The organism is Schaalia sp. ORNL0103, assembly GCF_019429565.1.
Classification (GTDB): Bacteria; Actinomycetota; Actinomycetes; order Actinomycetales; family Actinomycetaceae; genus Pauljensenia.
In genome coordinates this window covers 685,328-708,329 of sequence record NZ_JAHXSA010000001.1, presented here as the reverse complement: position 1 = coordinate 708,329, position 23,002 = coordinate 685,328, and the positions used below count along the sequence as shown (strand labels likewise).

Annotated in this window: 21 protein-coding genes, 1 tRNA gene and 1 other RNA gene; 9 read left to right on the top strand and 14 right to left on the bottom strand. The window is 66.3% G+C overall.

Annotation, left to right across the window (positions count from 1 at the left end):
• Positions 1-91 precede the first annotated feature (91 nt).
• On the top strand, positions 92-844 hold the full coding sequence (ppgK, locus tag JJJ16_RS03170) for a polyphosphate--glucose phosphotransferase (RefSeq protein WP_219751346.1): 753 nt from the start codon (positions 92-94) through the stop codon (positions 842-844).
• Between the two features lie 52 nt (positions 845-896).
• Here the strand turns inward: ppgK and rnpB are convergent.
• Positions 897-1,260: RNase P RNA component class A (gene rnpB / locus JJJ16_RS03165), an RNA gene on the bottom strand.
• Positions 1,261-1,312: 52 nt separating this feature from the next.
• On the opposite strand from rnpB, the gene JJJ16_RS03160 reads away from it, so the two are divergent.
• On the top strand, positions 1,313-2,125 hold the full coding sequence (locus JJJ16_RS03160; protein WP_219751345.1) for a YaaA family protein: 813 nt from the start codon (positions 1,313-1,315) through the stop codon (positions 2,123-2,125).
• A 79-nt stretch (positions 2,126-2,204) separates the two neighbouring features.
• The gene (locus JJJ16_RS03155; RefSeq protein WP_219751344.1) at positions 2,205-3,542 is read left to right on the top strand and encodes an alpha-L-fucosidase; all 1,338 of its coding nucleotides are present in this window, start codon (positions 2,205-2,207) and stop codon (positions 3,540-3,542) included.
• A gap of 3 nt (positions 3,543-3,545) precedes the next feature.
• Here the strand turns inward: JJJ16_RS03155 and JJJ16_RS03150 are convergent, their stop codons facing one another.
• Both JJJ16_RS03150 and JJJ16_RS03145 read right to left on the bottom strand, forming a co-directional pair.
• The gene (locus JJJ16_RS03150; RefSeq protein WP_219751343.1) at positions 3,546-4,289 is read right to left on the bottom strand and encodes a zinc ribbon domain-containing protein; all 744 of its coding nucleotides are present in this window, start codon (positions 4,287-4,289) and stop codon (positions 3,546-3,548) included.
• The gene (locus JJJ16_RS03145) at positions 4,286-5,122 is read right to left on the bottom strand and encodes a Nif3-like dinuclear metal center hexameric protein (RefSeq protein WP_219751965.1); all 837 of its coding nucleotides are present in this window, start codon (positions 5,120-5,122) and stop codon (positions 4,286-4,288) included. Before JJJ16_RS03145 ends, JJJ16_RS03150 begins: the two co-directional genes overlap by 4 nt.
• 138 nt (positions 5,123-5,260) lie before the next feature.
• On the opposite strand from JJJ16_RS03145, the gene lipB reads away from it, so the two are divergent.
• The 4 genes from lipB to JJJ16_RS03125 all read left to right on the top strand — a co-directional run bounded on the left by lipB (position 5,261) and on the right by JJJ16_RS03125 (position 9,936).
• The gene (gene lipB / locus JJJ16_RS03140) at positions 5,261-5,938 is read left to right on the top strand and encodes a lipoyl(octanoyl) transferase LipB (protein ID WP_219751342.1); all 678 of its coding nucleotides are present in this window, start codon (positions 5,261-5,263) and stop codon (positions 5,936-5,938) included.
• Entirely contained in the window at positions 5,935-6,999 is a 1,065-nt protein-coding gene (lipA, locus tag JJJ16_RS03135) for a lipoyl synthase (protein WP_219751341.1), read from the top strand. The genes lipB and lipA overlap by 4 nt, the downstream gene beginning before the upstream one ends.
• Positions 6,996-8,480: a class I adenylate-forming enzyme family protein gene (locus JJJ16_RS03130; RefSeq protein WP_219751340.1), complete on the top strand. Its 1,485-nt coding sequence runs from the start codon at positions 6,996-6,998 to the stop codon at positions 8,478-8,480. Before lipA ends, JJJ16_RS03130 begins: the two co-directional genes overlap by 4 nt.
• Before the next feature lie 88 nt (positions 8,481-8,568).
• Entirely contained in the window at positions 8,569-9,936 is a 1,368-nt protein-coding gene (locus tag JJJ16_RS03125) for an NAD(P)/FAD-dependent oxidoreductase (RefSeq protein WP_219751339.1), read from the top strand.
• Between the two features lie 74 nt (positions 9,937-10,010).
• Here JJJ16_RS03125 and JJJ16_RS03120 read toward each other — a convergent pair.
• Positions 10,011-10,084, bottom strand: a tRNA-Val gene (locus tag JJJ16_RS03120).
• Between the two features lie 102 nt (positions 10,085-10,186).
• A complete protein-coding gene (locus tag JJJ16_RS03115) occupies positions 10,187-10,588 on the bottom strand; it encodes a DUF3052 domain-containing protein (protein ID WP_219751338.1) in 402 nt (133 codons plus the stop codon).
• A gap of 323 nt (positions 10,589-10,911) precedes the next feature.
• Here JJJ16_RS03115 and aceE point away from each other — a divergent pair, with 323 nt between their 5' ends.
• Both aceE and JJJ16_RS03105 read left to right on the top strand, forming a co-directional pair.
• Entirely contained in the window at positions 10,912-13,656 is a 2,745-nt protein-coding gene (aceE, locus tag JJJ16_RS03110) for a pyruvate dehydrogenase (acetyl-transferring), homodimeric type (RefSeq protein ID WP_219751337.1), read from the top strand.
• Positions 13,657-13,805: 149 nt separating this feature from the next.
• Positions 13,806-14,375 (top strand): flavin reductase, encoded by a 570-nt coding sequence (locus JJJ16_RS03105; protein ID WP_219751336.1) that lies wholly within the window; start codon positions 13,806-13,808, stop codon positions 14,373-14,375.
• Between the two features lie 75 nt (positions 14,376-14,450).
• Here JJJ16_RS03105 and aspA read toward each other — a convergent pair whose 3' ends face one another.
• The 9 genes from aspA to JJJ16_RS03060 all read right to left on the bottom strand — a co-directional run bounded on the left by aspA (position 14,451) and on the right by JJJ16_RS03060 (position 23,001).
• Entirely contained in the window at positions 14,451-15,863 is a 1,413-nt protein-coding gene (gene aspA, locus JJJ16_RS03100) for an aspartate ammonia-lyase (RefSeq protein WP_048671054.1), read from the bottom strand.
• Positions 15,864-15,998: 135 nt separating this feature from the next.
• Positions 15,999-16,370: a phosphopantetheine-binding protein gene (locus tag JJJ16_RS03095; protein ID WP_219751335.1), complete on the bottom strand. Its 372-nt coding sequence runs from the start codon at positions 16,368-16,370 to the stop codon at positions 15,999-16,001.
• The gene (locus JJJ16_RS03090) at positions 16,370-16,873 is read right to left on the bottom strand and encodes a DUF3145 domain-containing protein (RefSeq protein WP_003792798.1); all 504 of its coding nucleotides are present in this window, start codon (positions 16,871-16,873) and stop codon (positions 16,370-16,372) included. The genes JJJ16_RS03095 and JJJ16_RS03090 overlap by 1 nt, the downstream gene beginning before the upstream one ends.
• 170 nt (positions 16,874-17,043) lie before the next feature.
• Positions 17,044-17,535, bottom strand: a complete 492-nt coding sequence (gene def, locus JJJ16_RS03085) for a peptide deformylase (protein ID WP_016461051.1) — start codon at positions 17,533-17,535, stop codon at positions 17,044-17,046.
• A gap of 1 nt (position 17,536) precedes the next feature.
• On the bottom strand, positions 17,537-19,345 hold the full coding sequence (locus JJJ16_RS03080; protein WP_219751334.1) for a proline--tRNA ligase: 1,809 nt from the start codon (positions 19,343-19,345) through the stop codon (positions 17,537-17,539).
• A gap of 80 nt (positions 19,346-19,425) precedes the next feature.
• On the bottom strand, positions 19,426-19,842 hold the full coding sequence (locus JJJ16_RS03075; RefSeq protein WP_219751333.1) for a hypothetical protein: 417 nt from the start codon (positions 19,840-19,842) through the stop codon (positions 19,426-19,428).
• Positions 19,843-19,949: 107 nt separating this feature from the next.
• Positions 19,950-20,453: a hypothetical protein gene (locus JJJ16_RS03070; RefSeq protein WP_219751332.1), complete on the bottom strand. Its 504-nt coding sequence runs from the start codon at positions 20,451-20,453 to the stop codon at positions 19,950-19,952.
• Positions 20,454-20,474: 21 nt separating this feature from the next.
• Positions 20,475-21,641: a flavodoxin-dependent (E)-4-hydroxy-3-methylbut-2-enyl-diphosphate synthase gene (gene ispG, locus JJJ16_RS03065; RefSeq protein WP_034466506.1), complete on the bottom strand. Its 1,167-nt coding sequence runs from the start codon at positions 21,639-21,641 to the stop codon at positions 20,475-20,477.
• Between the two features lie 118 nt (positions 21,642-21,759).
• Positions 21,760-23,001, bottom strand: a complete 1,242-nt coding sequence (locus tag JJJ16_RS03060) for a M50 family metallopeptidase (protein WP_219751964.1) — start codon at positions 22,999-23,001, stop codon at positions 21,760-21,762.
• Position 23,002: the final 1 nt, after the last annotated feature.

Sequence of the window (23,002 nt, the reverse complement as noted above, 5' to 3'; positions counted from 1 at the left end):
TTCGCTATTCATCGTGACATCCCATACAATTCAGTTACGACGGGCTTCAGGGGCCCGCGGACAACAGGATTTCATTACCCGAGGAGGGGTCATGGCTCACGTCGCATGCGGCATCGATATCGGCGGATCGGGCGTCAAGGGCGCGCTCGTTGATCTGGAAACCGGTGAGTACATCGGCAATCAGGTTCGAATCCCCACCCCAGACCCCGCGACGCCCGACGCCGTCGCTGCGGTGTGCCGCGAGGTCATCGACCAGCTTGACGTCAAGATCGGCGTTCCGATCGGCGTGACCTTCCCCGCCCCCGTCTTTGACGGCGTCATTCCCTACATGGCGAACCTCGACCAGTCGTGGGTCAACATCGACGTCGACGAGCTCATGGAGCGCTACCTGGGCCGCTCCGTCGTCGCACTGAACGACGCGGACGCCGCGGGCATCGCCGAGGTCGCCTACGGCGCAGCCAAGGGCCGCGACGGCGTCATTGTGTTTACGACCCAGGGCACCGGAATCGGCTCGGCGATCATCGTCAACGGCACTCTCCTCACCAACACCGAGCTCGGCCACCTCGAGATCGACGGCACCGACGCGGAGAAGAACGCCTCCTCGGGCCAGAAGACCCTCCAGGGCCTCGACTGGGAGCAGTGGGCACAGCGCCTCCAGCGCTACTACAGCCACGTCGAGTTCCTACTGAACCCCGACCTCTTCGTGGTCGGCGGCGGCGTGTCGGAAAACCACGAGAAGTTCATGCCGCTCCTGGATCTGAAGACGCCGATGATCCCCGCGAAGCTGCTCAACACCGCAGGCATCGTCGGCGCCGCCTACTACGCGGCGCAGCACAGCGCCTGATCGCAGGCTCCCGAGCACGCAGAAGGACCCCGACGCGCGTCGGGGTCCTTCTGGCATCTGTCGGCCTATACGCCGGGTTCTGTCACGCACGCCGTTACCGGTCGTGCGGTGGCGACCATCTATCTAGGACCGCCGTTGCCAACGGCCTCCAGCAACCTACCCGCAGGCGTCGGACGGGCCGCCCTGCCTGCTGCTCGGTCTTGCTCCGGGTGGGGTTTACCTAGCCGACGCGGTCACCCGCGCCGCTGGTGAGCTCTTACCTCACCTTTTCACCCTTACCGACGCATGCGCGCCGGTGGTTTGTTTTCTGTGGCACTGTCCCGCGGGTTACCCCGGGTGGCTGTTAGCCATCACCCTGCCCTGTGGAGCCCGGACGTTCCTCGAGCGTTTCCGCGCGCGGCCGCCCAGCCGGCAGATCCGCATCGATCATAGCGCGCATGGTCGAGCCCCCGCGATAGGGTGGACACCATGCTGATCTGGTTGCCCCCGTCGGAGGGAAAGAACGCGCCTGTGCAGGGCCCGTCTCTCGATGTCCACGCACTGTCCCGCCCGAGCCTCGCAACGAGCCGCCGCACCGTGTGCGACTCGCTCGCGGCTCTCGGGGACGGCCCCGAAGCGGCAGCCGTCCTGAAGGTCGGCGCCAGGATCGACCTCTCCGTCAACACCGCGCTCGATTCCGCCCCCTGTGCCCCGGCCTCGTCCCTGTTTACCGGGGTACTGTACGAGGCGATCGTGGAGTGCGCGCCGGGCGCGTGGTCGAGCGCAGGCGCGGAGCACGTGTCGATCTTCTCCGGGCTCTTTGGCGTCCTCTCCCCCAACGACGTCATTCCGGACCACCGCCTTGCGATGGGCGTGTCCCTGCCCGACCTCGGTGTCCTGTCGACCTGGTGGGAACCCCGACTCGACGAGGCTCTGTCCCCCGAGGCATCGGAGCGCATCATCGTCGACGGCCGATCCGGACCCTATCGCGCCGCATGCAAAGCACCGTGGGCGCGCGTCTGGGAGCTGCGCGTCGAGCGCGAGGCAGACGGCAAACGCTCGGTCATCTCCCACGACGCGAAGCGATGGCGCGGCGCCATCACCGGCCTCCTACTCGCCTCTGACGGCTTTCGCGCCGAAGAAACCTCGGCAGCGGAGAAGGCCGTAGAGGAGGCCGCGTACTCACTGTCACTGGGGGATGCGAAGGGACACGAACACCGCGTGACTGACGTGGAATATGGCCCCGAAAAGCAGACGAAAAAGGGCGGATCGACACGCACAGTCACGTTGGTCACGCACTGAGCGGTAGGCTATCCTTTTTCCGGAACCTGCAAGGTGCAGGACCGGCCAACGCATCGGCCATCAAACGGAAACCATAGGCATGATCAACGAGGACTACCTGGCCAATATTCGGCCCACCCACCGTCAGCTCCAGTGGCAGAAAATGGAGATGTACGCGTTCATCCACTTCGGCATGAATACGATGACGGACCGCGAGTGGGGCGAGGGCCACGAGGATCCGGCCCTGTTCAACCCGGGCAGCGTCGATGTCGATCAGTGGATGCGCGCCCTCGTCAGCGCCGGCATGACCGGCGTGATCCTGACCTGCAAGCACCACGACGGTTTTTGCCTGTGGCCGTCGGCCTACACGAAGCACTCGGTGGAGTCTTCACCATGGAAAGGCGGGCGCGGTGACCTCGTGCGCGAGGTGTCCGACGCGGCCGCGCGTCACGGCCTCAAGTTCGGCGTGTACCTGTCCCCCTGGGACATGACCGAGCCGACCTACGGTCAGGGCGAGGCCTACAACGACTTCTACATCAACCAGCTCATCGAGCTGCTCACCCACTACGGCCCGGTGTTCTCCGTGTGGCTGGACGGCGCGTGCGGCGAGGGCCCCAACGGCAAGGTGCAGGTCTACGACTGGCAGCGCATCTACGACACGGTTCGCGCGCTCGCCCCCGAGGCCGTCATCTCGGTGTGCGGCCCGGATGTGCGCTGGTGCGGCAACGAGGCGGGCTCTGTGCGAGCCAACGAGTGGTCGGTCGTTCCGGCACCGCTGCGCGAGGCCGAGCGCACCGCAGAGAAGTCACAGAAGGCCGACGACGGCGAGTTTTCCCGTCAGGTGGCCTCCGGCGACGAAGATCTGGGCTCGCGCGAGGCGCTGGCAGACTATTCCGGTCCCCTTGCCTGGTACCCCGCCGAGGTCAACACCTCGACCCGCAAGGGCTGGTTCCACCACGACGTCGAAAACTCCCAGGTACGCAGCGTCGAGGAGCTGTTCTCGATCTGGAAGGGCTCGGTCGGCGGCAACGCGACATTCCTCCTGAACGTCCCCCCAAACCGCGACGGCCTCCTCGCGGACGCCGACGTCGAGGTCCTGGCCCGCCTGGGCGAGAAAATCGCTGACTTCCGCTCGCGTCGCATCGAGGCATCCCGCGAGGACGAGGGTGACGCCATTACCCTGCGCTTTGACACACCGCACGTGGTCGGCGCGATCGTCCTCGAGGAGGACATCGCCCAGGGGCAGCGCATCGACGAGGCCGTGGTGACTGCCCGCGTCGACGGCGATAACGAGCAGGAAATCGCACGCGTGCACTGCGTGGGCTACCGCCGCATTGTCACCCTGGAAAACCCCGTGACCGCCACCCAGGTGCGGGTGACGGTCACGAAGAGCAGGCAGGGCTTCTACCTGGCGGAGGCCTACGCGGTTCGCGCCTGATCCTCAGCGCGGCGTGTTCGCCGCCGTGCGCACCACGATCTGTGCCGTGTCTTCGGTCAGGTAGAGTTCGTCGGCGGACGTGAGGCGGATGCGCTCGAGCTCCATCGGGCTCAGGTCGGCGGCGACACCGATTCCGTAGCCGTCGCGGACCTCGATGACGGCGAGAGCGCCGTTGCGGCGGCGAGCATCCTCGTATTCCTCGACCAGGGCGGCGGGCAGGCGGTCGGCGAGCTCGCGACGGGCAGCGATGACGCGGCGCAGCTCTTCGTCAGAGTCGGCGACGTCGGCCTCGAACTGAGCCTTAAGGGCCTCGATGTCGGCGGCGATGGCCTGGGCCTCGGCCTTCATCTGGTCCTGAGCCGCGCGGGCGGCCTCAACGCGTTCCTCGGCCTCCACCTGATCGTCCTCGAGCTTGGCGAGGCGGCGGTCCATCTGGGCGATCTCGTGTTCCATGGCCGAGATGTCGCGCAGGGGCACCTGGTTGTTGTCGATGCGGCTCTGCTGGCGCTTGCGACGCTCGGAAACCTTCGCGATCTCATCTTCGATGCGGGTCACCTCACGCATCGTGTCCGCAATGACGGCGCTCTGGCTGATGGCGGCGCGCTGAAGGTCAGCGACGCGGCCGGCAAACTCGCGAACCGTCGCGTGCGCGGGGTGAGAATCGCGCTTGTGGCGCAGCGCCGACTCCTTCTGGTCGAGCTTCTGGAGCTCGAGAAGTTCGAGCTGGTCGGTGTGCGATGCTTTCACGCTAGTTCTCCCTGGGTGACTCGGTGGCTGGTCCATGGCTCGGTGACAATCGTAGAGACTTCCACGCGAAGTTCCACATCGGCGGCGCGTGCGGACTCGCGCAGCTTTCGTGCGAGGACGGGGAGCCACGGGGACTCTGTCGCCCAGTGGGATCCGCACAGCAGCGCGGGGGCGCCGCCCTCGAGGTGCTCGGAGGCGGGGTGATGGCGCAGGTCCGCCGTGAGATACACGTCAACTCCAGCAGCGCGCGCCGCCTCGAGCGCGCTGTCCCCCGCGCCGCCCAGAACAGCAACGCGCTGCACAGTGGCGTTCTCGTCGCCGCCGACGAAGAGACCGGAGGGGCCCGCAGGCAGCACGGATGCGACGTGGTCAGCGAAGGCTCCGAGCGTGGTCTCATCGACGGTGCCGACACGCCCCAGGCCGATCTCGTGTCCCTCGGCGTCGGTGCCACAGGGCTCCAGCGGCGTGGTATCGCGCAGACCGATCAGATCGGCGAGCGCCGTCGCAACGCCGTCGCAGGCGACATCGGCGTTGGTGTGCGCATTGAACAGGACGATACCGGAGCGGATCAGAGTCGTGACGACGCCACCCTTCGGGTCGGTCACAGGCAGGAAGGACGCGCCGCGCAGGAGCAGCGGGTGGTGCGTGATCACCATGTCGTAGGATTCCCCGTCACCGGACGGACCGGCGACGGCCTGAGCGGCAATAGCCGCGGTGGGATCAAGCGCGAGGAGAATTGACCGCACGGGCGCGGCAGGATCACCAACGATGAGGCCGACGCGGTCCCAGGACTGGGCCGTAGCCGCTGGGTACCAGGACTCCATGAGGGCCATGACGTCGCCAACAGTCCAATTCGATGCGGACGTATCGACCGAGGCAGTACGGCCGTTGGGGTGAGACAAAGACTGCATGCGTCAAGCATACCGGACCCCCATCTAGCAAGGGACCCTGCCCGCGACTATGATCACAACGTGCAGATTTTGAGCCTACTCGACCAGGGGTTGGTCGATTACACGCAGGTTGACGCGCTTCAGCGCTCCCTGCACGAGGAGGTCCTCGCCGGTGGCGAGGACACGCTCATCGTTTCTCAATTTACGCCCACCTGGACGGCGGGCCGCCACACGAAGCCTGAGGACATTCCTTCCACGACTGTTCCCGTGGTTCGCACCGACCGCGCTGGTTCCGCGACGTGGCACGGCCCTGGACAGGTCGTCGTCTACCCCGTCGTTCGCCTGCGCGAGCCCGTCGACCTCGTGCAGTGGATCCGTGCTGTCGAAGCCTCGGTCATCGACACCGTCCGCGAGGTCTGGGGCCTGCCCGTTCACCGCGTCGAGGGCCGCGCGGGCGTGTGGCTGACCGAAGAGGGGCGCCGCGACCGCAAGATCTGCGCGATCGGCCTGAAGGTGGCGCGCGGAGCGACCCTGCACGGCATCGCCCTGAACGTCGACATCGACCCGGTGCACGCCTTCGAGGGCATCATCCCCTGCGGCCTCACGGACGCCGACGTGACCTCCCTGTCGTGGGAAGGCATCCACACAACTGTCTCCGACGCCGCATCCGAACTTCTCCCGCGCATGGTGGAGCACATCTCCCCGTGCCTGGCGACCACTCCCACTTCCGTTTCCTACACGACGAGGTCAACGCTATGAGTACCCTGCCCGATCCCGAAGGACGCAAGCTCCTGCGCATCGAGGTGCGTAACTCACAAACTCCGATCGAAAAGAAGCCCGAGTGGATCCGCACGACCGCCAAGGCCGGCGAGAACTACCAGGACATGCGCTCGCTCTCGCACGCGAAGGGCTTGCACACGGTGTGCGCCGAGGCCGGCTGCCCCAACATTTACGAGTGCTGGCAGGATCGCGAGGCGACCTTCCTGCTCGGTGGTGCCCTGTGCACGCGCCGCTGCGACTTCTGCGATATCGCGACGGGCCGTCCCACGGAGTACGACAAGGACGAGCCGCGTCGTATCGCCGAGTCCGTGCGCGACCTCAACCTGCGCTACGTGACGATCACGGGCGTGACCCGAGACGACCTGCCCGACGGCGCCGCGTGGCTCTATGCCGAGACCTGCCGCCTCATCCACGAGCTCAACCCGGGCACGGGCGTGGAGCTCCTCGTGGATGACTTCCGCGGCCAGGCAGAGTCGATCGACATGGTCATCGAGGCCGGTCCGCAGGTGTTCGCGCACAACCTCGAAACGGTGCCGCGCATCTTCAAGAAGATCCGCCCCGCCTTCAACTACGATCGCTCGCTCGCCATGATCAAGCGCGCCCACGACGGCGGCATGGTCACCAAGTCGAACCTGATTCTGGGCATGGGCGAGACGCGTGAGGAAATCAGCGCCGCCATGCGCGACCTGCATGCATCGGGCTGTGACCTGCTGACCCTCACGCAGTACCTGCGTCCCTCTCCCCTGCACCACCCGATCGACCGCTGGGTCCACCCCGAGGAGTTCGTCGAGCTGGCAGCCGAGGCCGAGGAGCTGGGCTTCGCGGGCGTCATGGCAGGCCCCCTCGTGCGTTCCTCGTACCGCGCGGGCCTGCTGTGGGCCAAGGGCATGCGCGCCCGTGGCTTCGAGATCCCCGAGCAGCTGCGCCACATCGAGAACTCCGGCTCGACGCTGCAGGAGGCCGGCTCCGTCCTGGCGCGCCTGAAAGAGCGCTCGGAGCGCCACGCGGCGATGACCGCGAAGGCCGCCTCGGCCTCGTGATCCCCGACTATTCTCCCGCGCGTGCACTGCTCGCGGCGGCGCGCCGCCACCCGAAGCGGCTATCCCTGGTGGACGCGGCAAACGGCGAGGAGTGGACCGTACGCGAGGCGACAGACACCGTCGCTCGCCTCGCCGCCGCTTTCGACACTGCTGGTATCGGCGAGGGAACGCGCATAGCGGTCATCGGGGCAAACTCGCCGTGGCACTACATCGTCCACGTGGCGGCCTCGTGGCTGCGCGCCGTGACGGTTCCGCTGTCCCCGCGTATGCCCTCAGGCGCGCTTGCCTCGATGTGCGAGCAGGTGGGCGTCTCGTGGGTTTTTCTCGACGAGGCCTGCGCGCCCCACTCTCCCGCGCTGACCGACGCGGGCGCACAGGTCGCGTCGTTTGCGGATCTGGCCGCCTGGGCGGATCGTTCGGCACCCATCGGGCACTCCCCCGCGCGCTGCGGGACCGAGCTCGCGGCCATCTTGTTCACGTCGGGTTCCACGGGCACTCCTCGCCCCGTCGAGCTCACGCATGAGGTTATGTGGTGGGGATCGACGAATTTCCGCGAGGGCTTCGACTACGCGCCGACGTCCTCGGTCGTGGGTGTGTGCGCGCCCGCGAGCCACATCGGGGGCTTCAACGGCACCTCAATGGACGTATGGACGCACGGCGGCACCCTGGTCACGCTCGGTTTCCCGGGCTCCTTCGACGCACGCGGCGTCATCGACGCGGTCGAGCGCTACGGGATCACGATGATGTTCGCCGTGCCCGCGATCGTCCGCGCGATCCTCGATGAGCATGACCGCGGCGGCGGAGACCTGTCATCGTGGGTGCGTCCCCTCATCGGCGGCGACGCGATGACGGCGGACCTCGCGGACGCGATGCGCGCGGCCGGCCTGTCCCCCATTCACGTGTGGGGCATGACCGAGACCTCCGGGGCGGGTACGGTCGCCACACCCGATTCTTTAGCTCCAGCCGGATCGCTGGGGGTTCCCTTCCCCTACGTAGACCTGCGCGTCATGGCCACCAACGAGCGCGAAGCCGACACAGACGAGATGGGCGAAATGTGGGTCCGCGGGCCCGGCGTCGTGAGCGGCGAGGAGTGGCTGCGCACCGGCGACCTGGCAACGCGAGACGCGGACGGCTGGCTGCACATTGTGGGACGCGCCCACCGCATGATCAACACGGCCGGCGAGCTCGTCGCTCCACCGACGGTCGAGCAGGCTCTACGCTCGCTGGACGTGGTATCAGATGCGCTTGTCGTGGGACTGCCGGATGAACGCTGGGGGCAGATCATCGCCGCGCTGATCGTCCCTTCTGTCCAGGGCCGGGCCCAGGCCTCGTCGCTGAGTGCCGATGCGCTGTCGGAGGCCCTGCGCGATTCCCTGGCACCGTGGGAGAAGGTGCGTCGTGTCCTGGTCGTCGACGCGCTCCCGACCACGACGACGGGCAAGCCGGATCCGGTCGCGGCAGCGCGCCTCTTCGACGCGTGAGGCCATTGGGCCCAGGTGCGCCAGACCTCACAAAGTATGGGCACCATATTTAGGTAAGATTAGCCTTGCTTAATTGAAGGAGAGTCTTATGTCCCGCCACCGCATTGTCATCATCGGTTCCGGCTTCGCAGGCCTGACGGCAGCTCGTCGACTGAAGAACGCCGACGCCGACATCACCATCCTGGCCCGCACATCGCACCATCTCTTCCAGCCCCTGCTATACCAGGTCGCGACGGGCATTCTCTCCGAGGGCGACATCGCCCCCACCACGCGCGAGATCCTGCGCGGTCAGAAGAACGTGACCGTCCTGCAGGCCCTCGTCGAGGAGATCGACGTCGAGACTCGCACCGTCAAGTGGCGCAACCACAACAAGCACGAGCGCACCGAATACGACACACTGATCGTCGCGGCGGGCGCAGGCCAGTCCTACTTCGGCAACGACCACTTCGCGGTCTTCGCGCCGGGCATGAAGACGATCGACGACGCCCTCGAGCTGCGCGCCCGCATTTTCGGCGCCTTCGAGCTGGCCGAGATCGAAACCGACCCGACTGCGGTCGAGAAGCTCCTGACCTTCGTCGTCGTGGGCGCCGGCCCGACCGGCGTCGAGATGGCCGGACAGATCCGCGAGCTCGCCTCCCACACGCTCAAGGGCGAGTTCCGCAACATCGACCCGACCAAGGCCCGCGTCATCCTCGTGGACGGCGCAGAGCACCCGCTCCCCCCGTTCGGCGAGGAGCTCGGCATCAAGACCGAAGAGGCCCTGGCCAAGCTTGGCGTCGAGATGAAGATGAACGCCTTCGTCACCGGCGTGGACTCCGAGGGCGTGACACTCAAGTACAAGTCCGGCGAGGAAGAGCGGATCGAGTCCGTCTGCAAGGTGTGGGCCGCCGGCGTCGCCGCAAGCCCGCTCGGCCGCGCGCTGGGTGAGGCGACGGGGGCCGAGGTGGACCGCGCCGGGCGCGTCACCGTCAACAAGGACCTCACACTGCCGGGCCACCCCGAGATCTTCGTGCTGGGCGACATGATGGCATTCCCAGGTGTCCCCGGCGTCGCACAGGGCGCGATCCAGTCCGCACGCTTTGCTGCCGACACGATCGCCGCTCGACTGGCGGGCCGCGCCCCCAAGGCCACCGAGTTCGTCTACAACGACAAGGGCTCCATGGCCACGATCGCGCGTTTCAAGGCGGTCGTGAAGATGGGCAACACGAAGCTGACCGGCTTCGTCGCGTGGGTCGCGTGGTGCTTCCTGCACCTGCTGTACATCGTCGGCTTCAAGTCCCAGGTGGGCACGCTGGTCAGCTGGTTCTTCAGCTTCCTGTCCGGTGCACGCCCCCAGCGCACGACCACGAACCAGCAGCTGGTGGGCCGCCTCGCCCTCGAGCAGCTCGGCGCTGGCGCCTCCGGCAAGCTCGTCGTCGGTGAAGACGTCGCCGAGGAGCGCGCGCAGGAGGACTGACGCACGTCGCACACACTGCTCCAAGCAAACACTCAGGGGCCGGAAGCATCTGCTTCCGGCCCCTGAGCGTTTTGTGGGCCCTACCGGGCTCGAACCGATGACCTTCTGGGTGTAAACCAGACGCTCTAGCCAACTGAGCTAAAGGCCCTACGCACGCGCCAATCTACCAGAAGCGGCGCGTACGGTCACGTTCGAGGCCGAGCGTCACAGCACAGAACAGCGGTGGCCCGCCCATGCCTCGTGAATGAAACTAGCGGCGCGAACGCGGACGCGCAGTCAGGCGCACGCCCGCCCAGTTGTCTCCCAACGCCGTCGAGGTCGTCGCGTGCAGGCCCGCGATCTCGGCGGCCTCCTCCACGTCGCCCACGCGCACGGAGTTGGGGCGGCCCGGCTTGGGGATCAGCACCCAGATCAGCCCACCGTCGTCCAGGTTCGACATCGCGTCCACGAGCACGTCCGCGAGGTCCTCTTCCTCGGCGTCGTCCGCGCGCCACCAGACGATCGCGCCGTCCACGACGTCCGCGTAGTCGACGTCAACGAGCGGATGCCCCGTCTCCCCTTCAATCGCTTCGCGCACGCGCTGATCGACGTCATCATCGACGTAGAACTCCTGCACGATCGCATCGGACGCAAAACCCAGGCTCACTGCCATCACGCAGCACCGCCCATCAACGAGCTGGTGCTCAGTGTCATATCAACGTTCACGCCTTCATCCTAGGGCATTGGAGCTACTCGAATGCAAGGTATGGACCACGATAAAAGACCCCGACGAGCGCTCCCCCGCCTGAGCTGGGGAATTACCCGATGCTAGCCGCCCGCAGTCCGGTGATACGCACCTCATAGTGGATACGTAAGGCAAACACTCGCAAAGACACCCCAATAGTGGGACAATGGTCCCGATATGTGCGGTGTCGCCAGAGGACACCGCTCACGCACGCTGCGCAAGCAGCACCGAGTCAAGCGAGAAGGTACACCGTGAGCCAACTCCACGAGTCCCACCCCGTCGTCAACGGCCTGATTCCTCAGGTTCCCGACAACGATCCCCAGGAGACTGCCGAATGGGTTGAGTCCCTGTCCGGGCTCATCAACGAAAAGGGCGGCCCCCGCGCACGCTACATCCTGCTGCACATGCTGGACGAAGCGCGCCGCAACGGCGTTCAGCTCCCCCAGGAATACACGACCCCCTACGTCAACACCATCCCCGTTGACCAGGAGCCTTACTTCCCCGGCGACGAAGCCATGGAGCGCGAGTACCGCCGCTGGATCCGCTGGAACGCCGCCGTCCAGGTGACGCGCGCTCAGCGCCCCGGCGTCAAGGTGGGCGGACACATCTCGTCCTACGCCTCGGTTGCCACCCTCTACGAGGTCGGCCTCAACCACTTCTTCCGCGGCAAGGACCACCCCGGCGGCGGCGATCACGTGTTCTTCCAGGGACACGCCTCCCCCGGCCCCTACGCCCGCGCCTTCCTCGAGGGTCGCCTCTCCGAAGAGGAAATGGACGGCTTCCGTCAGCAGGTCTCCACGGAGCACGGCCTGCCCTCGTACCCGCACCCGCGCCAGCTCGAGCACTTCTGGGAGTTCCCCACGGTCTCGCTCGGCCTGGGACCCGCCGAGGCCATCTACCAGGCCTGGTTCGACCGCTACCTGCACATGAACGGCATCAAGGACACGTCGCAGCAGCACACGTGGGCCTTCATCGGCGACGGTGAGATGGACGAGCCCGAGTCCCGCGGCATGCTCCAGCTCGCCGCCCAGCAGCGCCTGGACAACCTGACCTTCGTCATCAACTGCAACCTGCAGCGTCTCGACGGCCCGGTGCGCGGCAACGGCAAGATCATTCAGGAGCTCGAGGCCTTCTTCAAGGGCGCCGGCTGGAACGTCATCAAGGTCATCTGGGGCCGCGGCTGGGACCAGCTGCTCGCCGCCGACAAGGACGACGCCCTCGTCCACGTCATGAACGAGACCCTGGACGGCGACTACCAGACCTTCCGCGCGAACGACGGCGCCTACGTGCGTGAGCACTTCTTCGGCCGCGACCCGCGCACCAAGGAAATGGTCAAGAACTGGACCGACGAGCAGCTCTGGGAGCTCAAGCGCGGCGGCCACGACTACCGCAAGGTCTACGCCGCCTACAAGGCCGCCATGGACCACACCGGCCAGCCGACCGTCGTTCTCGCGCACACGATTAAGGGCTACGCCCTGGGCACGCACTTCGCCGGCCGTAACTCGACGCACCAGATGAAGAAGCTGACGCTCGAGGACGCCAAGCAGCTGCGCGACCGCCTCCAGATCCCGATCACGGACGAGGAACTCGAGCGCGATCCCTACATGCCCCCGTACTACATGCCGCCGGCCGATCACCCGGCCCTGCAGTACATGAAGGAGCGCCGCGAGATCCTCGGCGGTTGGGTGCCCGAGCGCCGCGCCGACCGTCAGCCGAAGCTTCCCGCCCTGCCCACGCGTCCCTTCGATGCGCTGTCCAAGGGCTCCGGCAAGCTCGAGGTCGCCACGACCATGGCCCTCGTGCGCCTCATCAAGGACCTCCTCAAGGACAAGGAGGTCGGCAAGTACTTCGTGCCGATCATCCCCGACGAAGCGCGCACCTTCGGTCTGGACGCGATCTTCCCGTCGGCGAAGATCTTCAACACGACCGGCCAGTCCTACACGCCCGTCGACGCGGACATGATGCTGTCCTACCGCGAGTCCGAGCAGGGCCGTATCCTGCACACGGGCATCACTGAGGCCGGCTCGTCGGCCGCCTTCCAGGTCGTCGGCACGGCGTACGCCACGCACGACCTGCCGATGGTGCCGATCTACATCTTCTACTCGATGTTCGGCTTCCAGCGCACCGGTGACCAGTTCTGGGCAGCCGGCGACCAGCTGACCAAGGGCTTCGTCATCGGCGCGACCGCCGGCCGCACGACGCTCGCGGGTGAGGGCCTGCAGCACATGGACGGCCACTCGCACGTCCTGGCTGCCACCAACCACGCGTTCGTGTCCTACGACCCGGCCTACGCGTACGAAATCCGCCACATCATGGCGGACGGTCTGGAGCGCATGTACGGCGACGCAGGCGACCGCGACCCGAACGTCATGTACTACATCACCGTCTACAACGAGCCGATCCACCAGCCGGCCGAGCCGGAGAACGTGGACGTCGAGGGCATCATCAAGGGTATTTACAACCTCGATGAGCACCAGAACTTCGGCGGCCCCAAGGCTCAGCTGCTCGCCTCCGGTGTGGGCGTGCCGTGGGCGCGCGAGGCCCGCGAGCTGCTGGCCCGCGACTGGGGCGTGGACGCCGCCGTGTGGTCCGTGACCTCGTGGAACGAGCTGCGCCGCGACGGCCTGGACGCCGAGGAGCACAACTTCCTGCACCCGTCCGAGCCCCGCCGCACGCCCTACGTGTCGACGAAGCTCGCGGGTCGCGAGGGTCCGTTCGTGGCCTCCTCCGACTTCGACCGCATGCTGCCTGACCAGATCCGTCAGTGGGTCCCCGGCGACTACCACGTGCTCGGCGCGGATGGTTTCGGCTTCTCCGACACCCGTCGTGCGGCGCGTCGTTGGTACCACATTGACGCCGAGTCGATGGTCGTGCGCACGCTGGCTGCCCTGGCCGACAAGGGTCAGGTCGACCCGTCCGTCGTCCAGCAGGCGATCGAGAAGTACGACCTGTTCAACTACTCGATCCAGGGCAACGACCACGCTGGCGAGGAGTGATCGTCGCTAGGCCCGCGCTCCTCCATCGCGGTGCCCAGCGGTCATGAGAACGAGGCCGGGGATCCCCACGCGGGGCCCCGGCCTCGTCGTTTGGGCCAAGCAATGGGATCGGCACTGCCTGCCCGCCGTTTCCAGCAGACAATAGATCCATGCATGTTCCCTACGAAACCGAGAAGTTCTACTACGGCTTTCCCGTCTACATCCTGGCCTACCCGGACGAGGCCGTCGGCGTCGGCATCACGACGGGTTCCTCCTCGTACTCGCTGGGGCAGATGGTCATGATCGGCTGCGACTCAACGACGCATGCTGCCCGCGCGATCAAGCGCTCTGGCGTATGCTCCCTCAATCTGTTCGGCGCCGAGGCCATGGGTCTTTTCGAGTACGCGGGAACAGTCTCGGGCGGCGATAAGCTCCGCGACGCGCAAGTGCCTTCGAGCGATCACGACGGCATCCCCGTGCTCGACGGCTCTCAGATGAGCCTGCTGTGCCGTGTCCTGGAGGCCACGGATGACGGCACTTACACGCACTTCCGCTGCGAGATCACCGGGCGCCTGGTCGACTCCGCGCTAATCGATGATCGCGGCCGCTTCCGCTACGAGGACCTGCGCACCGTGGAGTACGTGGGCGACGCGCGCAGGCGCATCTACCGGTACTTCTCGGACAGGGTGGAGCGTTTTGGCACTTTCGTGCGCTCGTTCAAGGAGTCTCTGCTCCCCTAGCGACGCCGGCACGCAACGAAGGCCGGGGATCCACACGCAGGGTCCCCGGCCTCGTCGTTAGCGCGCGTCAGGCGCTCAGTCTTCCTCGGTGCCCGCGTACTTCGGATTCGCGAGGTTCTCGGGCGACAGAATGCGCTCGACTTCTTCCTCCGACAGGAGCTCCATGTCGTGGATGACTTCGCGGACTGTCTTGCCCTCGGCTGCGGCGCGCTTGCCGACGACGTCGCCCAGGTGGTGACCAATCACGTCGTTGAAGTACGTGACGATGCCGATCGAGTTCTCCACGTAGCCGCGGCACACCTCTTCGTTGGCAGTGATGCCGGTGATGCAGCGCTCGCGCAGCGTATCGCAAGCATTCACGAGGAGGTTGATGGACTCGATGAGCGCCTGTGCGATCACGGGCTCCATGACGTTGAGCTGGAGCTGACCGGCCTCAGCCGCCATGGTGACGGTCTGGTCGTTGCCGATAACCTTGAAGCACACCTGGTTGACAACCTCCGGGATGACGGGGTTGACCTTGGCGGGCATGATCGACGAGCCAGCAGCCATCTTCGGTAGGTTGATCTCGTTGAGGCCGGCGCGGGGGCCGGAAGCCAGCAGACGCAGGTCGTTGCAGACCTTTGACAACTTGACGGCGCTGCGCTTGATCGTGGCGTGCATGGACACGTAGGCGCCCGTGTCGGACGTGGCCTCAAGGAGGTTCGGCGAGCCGACGACGCGCGCACCCGTGATGCGACGCAGGTGGCGCACGACGACCTGCTGGTAGCCGTCCGGGGTGTTCAGGCCGGTGCCGATGGCGGTTGCGCCGAGGTTAGTCTCCAGGAGCAGTTCGGCGTTGTTGACAAGGCGTTCGTCCTCCTCGCGCAGCGTGTGCGCGAAGGCGGAAAACTCGCTACCCAGCGACATCGGAACGGCATCCTGCAGCTGCGTGCGGCCCATCGTCAGAATGTGGCGGAACTCGGCGCCCTTCTCATCGAAAGAGTCGGCGAGCTCATCGATGGCCTTGCGCAGCCGGTTCACCTTGCGCCACAGGGCGATGCGGAAGGCCGTCGGGTAGGCGTCGTTCGTCGACTGGGAGCGGTTGACGTGATCGTTGGGGTTGATGATGTCGTAGCGGCCCTTCTCCTCCCCCAGGATCTCGAGCGCCAGGTTCGCGATGACCTCGTTCGCATTCATGTTGACGGAGGTACCGGCACCGCCCTGGAACTGGTCCACGGGGAACTGGTCCATGCAGCGGCCGTTTTCGATGATCTCGTCGCAGGCTGCGATGATCGCCTCGGCCTTGGCCGGCTTCATGGCCTTGAGCTGCATGTTCGCCATGGCGCACGCCTTCTTCACCTGCGCGAACGCGCGGATGAGTTCGGGTGCTTCATTGATCGTGCGACCCGAGATCTGATAGTTCTCGATCGCTCGCAGCGTATGAATGCCCCAGTACGCGTCCTTGGGTACTTCGCGGGTGCCGAGCAGATCTTCTTCGGTGCGGGTCAACGTTGTTCCTTCCGTCTGTTCGCTGGCCGGTTCATTCCGGCAGGTGCGCCTCCATGGTAGGCCCTGTAGGCCCGAAATTCCGGCACTTTACGAACATTGGAAGCGTCGTTGAAGCTCCGCTGGCACGGCCTTTCGCTAGTGATTGGACGCGGCGTCAGAAACGGCGTCAAGCAGGTCCGCGAGCGTCACCCACTGCTCAATCTGAGAGTCGTTCAGCGTCACCTTCGCCTCACGCTCCACGCGTGCAATAACGGCGTAGAGGGACACGTCGTCCATGTCGAGATCGCCGCGCAGCGTCAGCTCCCCGCGCGCATCGGCGGGATCGAGCTCCGCCTCGTCAAGCACGGCCTCCATCGCAGCCTCGCGGGCACGATCCTGAACGGTCTCAGCAGCGCTCTCGAACGAGGCGGGGGCCGCGTCAGGCGCCTCGTCGGACGCATCGGGGTCGACCAGCTGCGCTAAGCCTGCACGCAGCTGGTCACCGAGCAGGTCGGCGATGGAGCCCATCAGCCAACCCGATTGTTGAGCCAACGCACGGGCGCACCGGCACCGGCGTGACGGAAGGACTCAAGTTCGTCATCCCAGGCCTGGCCGAGAGCCAGGTCGAGGCCCTCGCGCAGCTCCTCGTACGTCGTGGCGGACTCCAGGGCCGCACGGATGCGGTCCTCGGGCACGACGACGTTGCCAATGGTGTCCATCTGGGAGTGGAAGATACCGAGGGAGGGCGTGTGGCACCAGCGGCCACCGTCGCTCGAGGCCGTGGCCTCCTCCGTCACCTCGTAACGCAGGTGCTCCCAACCGCGCAGTGCGGACGCCAAACGGGCGCCCGAGCCGATCGGTCCGACCCACGAGAACTCGCAGCGAACCATGCCCGGCGCCGCTTCCTGGTCCGACCACTGGAGGTGAACCTCCTGGCCGAGCGCGGTGCCCAGCGCCCACTCGATGTGCGGGCACAGAGCAGGCGGTGTTGAGTGCACGAAAAGTACACCGCGGGTGTATGACCCTCTCATTGTTCCTCCTGTTGGCTTTGTCAGGATCGTCTTCCCCTACGCCCTAAACTGCCGTGAGTCGCAATGATCTGCGCCGAGACGGCGCACACGATGTGGTTACAGGATAGTCGAACGCGCCGGGGAATGCACTCCATTCCCCGGCGCGTCCACGCCTCTACGAGGCCATATGCTCAGAAGCCAGCGTTGCGGATGTCGCGCAGCGCCTTCTTGCGGGTCGCCCGATCGAGACGGTCGATGTAGATGTGGCCGTCCAGGTGGTCGCACTCGTGCTGGATGCAGCGCGCCATGAGCTCCTCACCCTCGACAACGACCTTCTTGCCATCCAGGTCGGTGCCCTCACAGCGCGCGTACCAGGCGCGCTCAGTCGGATACCACAGCTCGGGAACCGACAGGCAGCCCTCGTCGCCGTCCTGGTACTCATCCTCGCTCAGAGCAACGATGCGAGGGTTGAGCACGTAACCGATCTCGCCGTCAATGTTCCAGGAGAACGCGCGCAGGCTCACGCCGATCTGGTTGGCGGCGAGGCCGGCGCGGCCGTCCATGTCGACGCCCTCGAGGAGGTCCTCGACGAGTGCCTTCACGTTCGGGGTGATCTCCGTGATCGGGTCACAGACGGTACGCAGGACCGGGTCTCCGATGATGCGGATGGGACGAATAGCCATGTCACTCCCCCTTCAGGGCGGCAGCGTGGAGCTCGCGCAGGCGCGCAACGGCTTCCTCGACGGGTACGACGATGGTCTCACCGGTGGCACGCACGCGGATCTCCACCTCGCCGTCGGCCAGCGAACGACCGACAACCAGGCCGAAGGGCACGCCCACGAGCTCGTAGTCCTTGAACTTCACGCCGGCACTCACCTTACGGCGATCGTCGACGAGAACATCCAGGCCGGCCGTGTCGAGCTGTTCGCCGAGAGACTGCGCGGTCTCGAAGACCTCGTCACCCTTGCCGGTGGCCAGGACATGCACGTCGAAGGGAGCAATCTGCGCGGGCCAGCTCAGCCCCTTGTCGTCGCAGTTGGCCTCGGCCAGGGCTGCCATGACGCGGGTAACGCCGATACCGTACGAGCCCATCGTGACGACCTGGGTCTTACCGTTCTCGTCGAGGACGGTCAGGCCCAGGGCCTTGGCGTACTTGCGGCCCAGCTGGAAAATGTGGCCGATCTCGATGCCGCGCTCCAGGTGGAGGGGGCCCGAGCCGTCGGGCGCCAGGTCACCCTCGCGCACCTCGGCGGCTTCGATCGTGCCGTCGGCGGTGAAGTCGCGGCCCATCACGAGGTTCAGGACGTGACGCTGCTCGGCGTTTGCACCCGTCACCCAGGCGGTGCCCTCGACGACGCGCGGGTCCACCAGGTAGCGCACGGAACCGGAGGCGTTGCCCTCCTCGTCCACGACGCGCTTGGGCGAGTTCGGTCCGAGAACCGTGGGGCCGATGTAGCCGCGCACCAGCTCGGGGTGCGGCTCGAAGTCGGAGTCCGAGGCCATGTCGACCTCGGCGGGGGCCACGGCGGCCTCCAGGCGCTTCATGTCGACATCGCGGTCGCCAGGGACGCCCACGACGAGGAGCTCGCGCTCGCCATCCGGGTGCGTCAGCGTCACAACAACGTTCTTCAGCGTGTCGGCGGCGGTCCAGGGACGGTCCTCGCGCGGGTACTGCTCGTTGAGCAGATCAACAAGCGATTCGATCGTCGGAGCGTCGGGGGTCGGGACCTCGAGGGGCGCGGGCACGCCGGACGCGTCCTGAGTCTCGGGCACGGGGGTGGTCACAGCCTCGGCGTTGGCCGCGTAGCCACCCGGGGACGCCACGAAGGTGTCCTCGCCGATCGGCGAGGGGTGCAGGAACTCCTCGGAGCGCGAGCCGCCCATCGCACCACTCATCGCGGAGACGATGACGTAGCGCAGACCCAGGCGCTGGAAGATGCGCTCGTAGGTGTCACGCTCGGCCTGGTAGGAGGCGTTCAGCCCCTCGTCGTCGATGTCGAAAGAGTAAGCGTCCTTCATGACAAACTCGCGGCCGCGGATCAGACCGGCGCGCGGGCGGGCCTCGTCACGGTACTTCGTCTGAATCTGGTACAGCGTGGCGGGCAGGTCCTTGTACGAGGAGTACATGTCCTTCACCAGCAGGGTGAACATTTCCTCGTGCGTGGGGGCCAGCAGGTAGTCGCCGCCCTTACGGTCATTGAGCTTAAACAGCGTCGGGCCGTACTCTTCCCAACGGTTCGTCGCCTTGTAGGGCTCGGCGGGGATCAGGCCCGGGAAGTGGACTTCCTGAGCGCCCATCGCGTCCATCTCCTCGCGGACGATGTCCTCGATCTTACGCAGCGTGCGCAGGCCGAGAGGCAGCCACGTGTAGATGCCGGGGGCGGAGCGGCGGATGTAGCCGGCACGCACCAGAAGCTTGTGCGAGTTGACCTCGGCGTCGGCCGGGTCTTCACGCAGGGTTCGCAGGAAGAAAGTCGAGAGATTTCGAAGCATGCTCCAAGAGTACGGCACGCGAAGGCCCTGGGGCCACCGGCACAGCCGTGGAGCCCCTCATCGAGGTGTCAGCAACGCCCTCAGATGATTGCGCGGGCACCGAGCTCACGCTCACGAGCGCCCGGGTGCGAGGCGTAGTAGCGGCGAGCCATCCAACCCGGGTACGCCCACGCGGGAAGGCCCCCCAGGTAGAGGGCGCGCACGGCGACGCCCACCATCGCAGCAAGGACGAGCGCGATGAGCATGCAGGTGCCTGCCGTGGAGAAGCCGGAGGCCTCTCGGGCCACAAGGTCGCCCGTCAGGAACCACAGGAGGGAGAGGAAAGGCATGAGGGGCCACACGAGCGCCGACATCTCACCAGCCGCGCTACCGCCGCCGATCTCCAGACGCACCGACATACGTCGGGCGCTCGCGCCGAAACCGAGCCACGCCCACGCCCACACGGATGCGATGACGAGACCGACCAGTGCGATCAGAGCAGTGGAGTTGGCGACCATGCGTCCCCCTTCGGACAATGCAACATCCCCGTTGGCGTTGCGTACAGGCCGATACTACAACACCAACGGGGAGTAATGTCCAACCGAAACGGCGGGAACGAGACTAATCAGGCATCAAGGAGCCCGCCGACGCATGCATCGCGCAGATCGCGCAGCATCGACAGCGAGGACAGTGACTCGGCTGCGACGCCCGCCCACGCGAGCACGCGGTCGCGTCCCTGCGCCTCGTGACGTTCACGGATGTGCAGGAGCGTGCGCGAGGGAGACAGCGGCAGCAGAGCGATGACGCAGGTTCCCGAGGCCTCGGCACCTTCGGGGGCAGCCGGAGGTGCGACGCGCATGAGGATGTGGTCCTCGTCTTCGATATCAATGATCGTCGACTCGTCCTCCGGCTCAAACACGTGGCCGAGGACATCCCACACGACGGACGCGGGCGCGTCGATCGCGATGCCGCGATCAACCACAACATTCGCGCCGGGCAGGATGAGATCTCCCGGGAGCGACACGTCCGCCTGCGAGGCCGTCAGGCCGATGCGACGAGGAAAGCCTGTAGCCGCAACGGCACACGCGCCGGCGACGAGGGACAGAGCGGCAAGAGTGCGAATACGCATGCGATAGTCCTTATCAACAACTCAGAAGTCGATGCCCGGAAGCTTGACCTCCGGGGCGGTGATCGGGGCAACCTCGACGCTTCCGGAACCCGGCTCAAGGCCCAGCTCCTCGGCGAGGGCGTTCGCGCGGCGGATCAGGGTCTCGACGATCTGGTCCTCGGGAACGGTCTCGACGACCTCGCCGCGAATGAAGATCTGGCCTTTGCCATTGCCGGAGGCGACACCCAGGTCGGCCTCGCGAGCCTCGCCCGGGCCGTTCACGACGCAGCCCATCACGGCCACGCGCAGCGGGACCGTCAGGTCCTTCAGGCCCTCGGTGACGTCCTCAGCGAGCGTCCACACGTCCACCTGGGCGCGACCACACGACGGGCACGAGACGATCTCGAGAGTCTTCTCGCGCAGACCCATGAACTCCAGCATCTTCGTGCCCACCTTGATCTCCTCAACGGGAGGGGCGGACAGGGAGACGCGGATCGTGTCACCGATACCCTCGGCCAGGAGCACCGAGAAAGCGGACACGGACTTAATCGTGCCCTGGAAGGCGGGACCGGCCTCGGTGACGCCCAGGTGCAGCGGCCAGTCCCCCGCCTCGGACAGCATGCGGTAGGCCTGGATCATGGTGAGCACGTCGTGGTGCTTGACCGAGATCTTGAAGTCGTGGAAGTCGTTCTCCTCGAACAGCGAGGCTTCCCAGATCGCCGACTCGACGAGAGCCTCGGGCGTGGCGCGACCGTACTTCTTCAGCAGTCGAGGATCGAGCGATCCTGCGTTCACGCCGATGCGCAGCGACACGCCGTGATCGGAGGCGGCCTTGCAGATGTCCTTCACCTGGTCGTCGAACTTGCGGATGTTGCCCGGGTTCACACGCACGGCGCCACAGCCCGCCTCGATCGCCTGGAACACGTACTTCGGCTTGAAGTGAATGTCGGCGATCACCGGGATACGCGACTGCTTGGCGATGATCGGCAGCGCGTCCGCATCCTTATCCGTCGGGCAGGCGACGCGAACGATGTCGCAGCCGGCGGCCGTCAGCTCGGCGATCTGCTGGAGCGTCGCACCGATGTCGTGTGTCTTCGTCGTCGTCATGGACTGGACGGAGACCCGCGCGCCACCGCCCACGGGAACGTCCCCCACCATGATGCGACGCGTCTGCTTGCGCGGGAACGGCGACGCCGCGACTTCGGGCATACCAAGATTGATTTCACTCACCGTGTCATTATCGCGCACAGTGGCCTTCCTTCCCACACGGACCACGAACGCGTGGTCAGGGTCGCTTTTCGGGCAGATATGTGTGACGTGCCGGCGCTCAGCCGAGCGACACTGGCTTCACGATGTCTGCAACGATCAAAATGATGCTCATCGCGACGAGCAGGCCGCCGACGACCCAGGTAACGGGAACGAGGCGAGCCGTGTCCGCCGGGCCGGGATCCTCCGCCCCACGCACGCGGGCCACCGTTCGGCGCACGCCCTCGTAGATCGCCCCGAGAATGTGCCCGCCGTCCAGCGGCGGCAACGGGATGAGGTTGAAAACGAAGAGGGCCATGTTGAGCGACGCCAGGAGGCTCAGCAGTACGGCCACAACCTGACGCGTGTCGCGCAGACCCAGCGCCTGCGAATCACCCGTCACCTCACCGGCCAGGCGCCCCACGCCCACGACGGACACGACACCCGAGGAGTCACGCTTTTCGTCAGTGAACACAGACCGGCCGACCTGCCACACCGCCTGCGGAAGCCGGGTCACGACCGCCGTCGTCCCGGTGAACATCTGCCAGTTCGCCGCTGCCACATCGCCGACAGACGCCGACACGTACTCGTATCCAGCCGTCACGCCCACCAAGCGAGCCCCCTGCGAGCCCGTCACAGGCGAAACACTCAGGTCCACGGTGGTACCGTCGCGCTCCACCGTCAGCACGGTAGACTCACCCTCCTGGGTGGCCCCAACCGCGCGCTGCAGCTCCGCGAAGGTGGCAACCGGCTGCCCATTCCACGCGACGACCGTGTCCCCGGGACGGACCCCTGCCTCGTAGGCGGGAGAAGCAACTTCACCGGAAGCGCTCGTGATCGTGGCCGGCACATCCGCAATCGTGCGCGAGGCCGTGGGAGCGCCGATGCCGATCATCGTCACCGCCGATAACACGATGCAGATCAGCAGATTCATGAGCGGCCCGCCGAGCATGACCGCGATCTTCTTCGGGGCGCTCAGACGGTAAAAGGCACGCTGTTCCTGGCCCTCAGGGATCTCCTCGGCCGAGGCCTCACGGGCCTCCTGGGCGAGCGTCGGCTTACCGCCGCGACCCACGAGCCGAGTGCCTGGACGCGCCGGCGCATACATGCCGACGATCTTGACGTAGCCGCCGAGCAGAATCGCGCGCAGCGCGTACGTCGTGTCGCCAATCTTCTTCTTCCACAGCGCCGGACCAAAACCCACCGCGTAATCGGGGACCAGCACCCCGAACTTCTTCGCCGGGAGCATATGCCCCACCTCATGCAGGGCGACCGACGCCAAGATTCCGATAACGACAACGACGATACCGACGATTGAGCCCACG

Bases quoted from the DNA above. Each gene is read 5' to 3' on its own strand.
- ppgK (WP_219751346.1), top strand. From the start codon at position 92: ATGGCTCACGTCGCATGCGGCATCGATATCGGCGGATCGGGCGTCAAG.
- JJJ16_RS03160 (WP_219751345.1), top strand. From the start codon at position 1,313: ATGCTGATCTGGTTGCCCCCGTCGGAGGGAAAGAACGCGCCTGTGCAG.
- JJJ16_RS03155 (WP_219751344.1), top strand. From the start codon at position 2,205: ATGATCAACGAGGACTACCTGGCCAATATTCGGCCCACCCACCGTCAG.
- JJJ16_RS03145 (WP_219751965.1), bottom strand. From the start codon at position 5,122: ATGGCCCTCATGGAGTCCTGGTACCCAGCGGCTACGGCCCAGTCCTGG.
- lipA (WP_219751341.1), top strand. From the start codon at position 5,935: ATGAGTACCCTGCCCGATCCCGAAGGACGCAAGCTCCTGCGCATCGAG.
- JJJ16_RS03125 (WP_219751339.1), top strand. From the start codon at position 8,569: ATGTCCCGCCACCGCATTGTCATCATCGGTTCCGGCTTCGCAGGCCTG.
- JJJ16_RS03115 (WP_219751338.1), bottom strand. From the start codon at position 10,588: ATGGCAGTGAGCCTGGGTTTTGCGTCCGATGCGATCGTGCAGGAGTTC.
- JJJ16_RS03105 (WP_219751336.1), top strand. From the start codon at position 13,806: ATGCATGTTCCCTACGAAACCGAGAAGTTCTACTACGGCTTTCCCGTC.
- JJJ16_RS03095 (WP_219751335.1), bottom strand. From the start codon at position 16,370: ATGGGCTCCATCGCCGACCTGCTCGGTGACCAGCTGCGTGCAGGCTTA.
- JJJ16_RS03090 (WP_003792798.1), bottom strand. From the start codon at position 16,873: ATGAGAGGGTCATACACCCGCGGTGTACTTTTCGTGCACTCAACACCG.
- def (WP_016461051.1), bottom strand. From the start codon at position 17,535: ATGGCTATTCGTCCCATCCGCATCATCGGAGACCCGGTCCTGCGTACC.
- JJJ16_RS03080 (WP_219751334.1), bottom strand. From the start codon at position 19,345: ATGCTTCGAAATCTCTCGACTTTCTTCCTGCGAACCCTGCGTGAAGAC.
- JJJ16_RS03075 (WP_219751333.1), bottom strand. From the start codon at position 19,842: ATGGTCGCCAACTCCACTGCTCTGATCGCACTGGTCGGTCTCGTCATC.
- JJJ16_RS03070 (WP_219751332.1), bottom strand. From the start codon at position 20,453: ATGCGTATTCGCACTCTTGCCGCTCTGTCCCTCGTCGCCGGCGCGTGT.
- ispG (WP_034466506.1), bottom strand. From the start codon at position 21,641: ATGCCCGAAGTCGCGGCGTCGCCGTTCCCGCGCAAGCAGACGCGTCGC.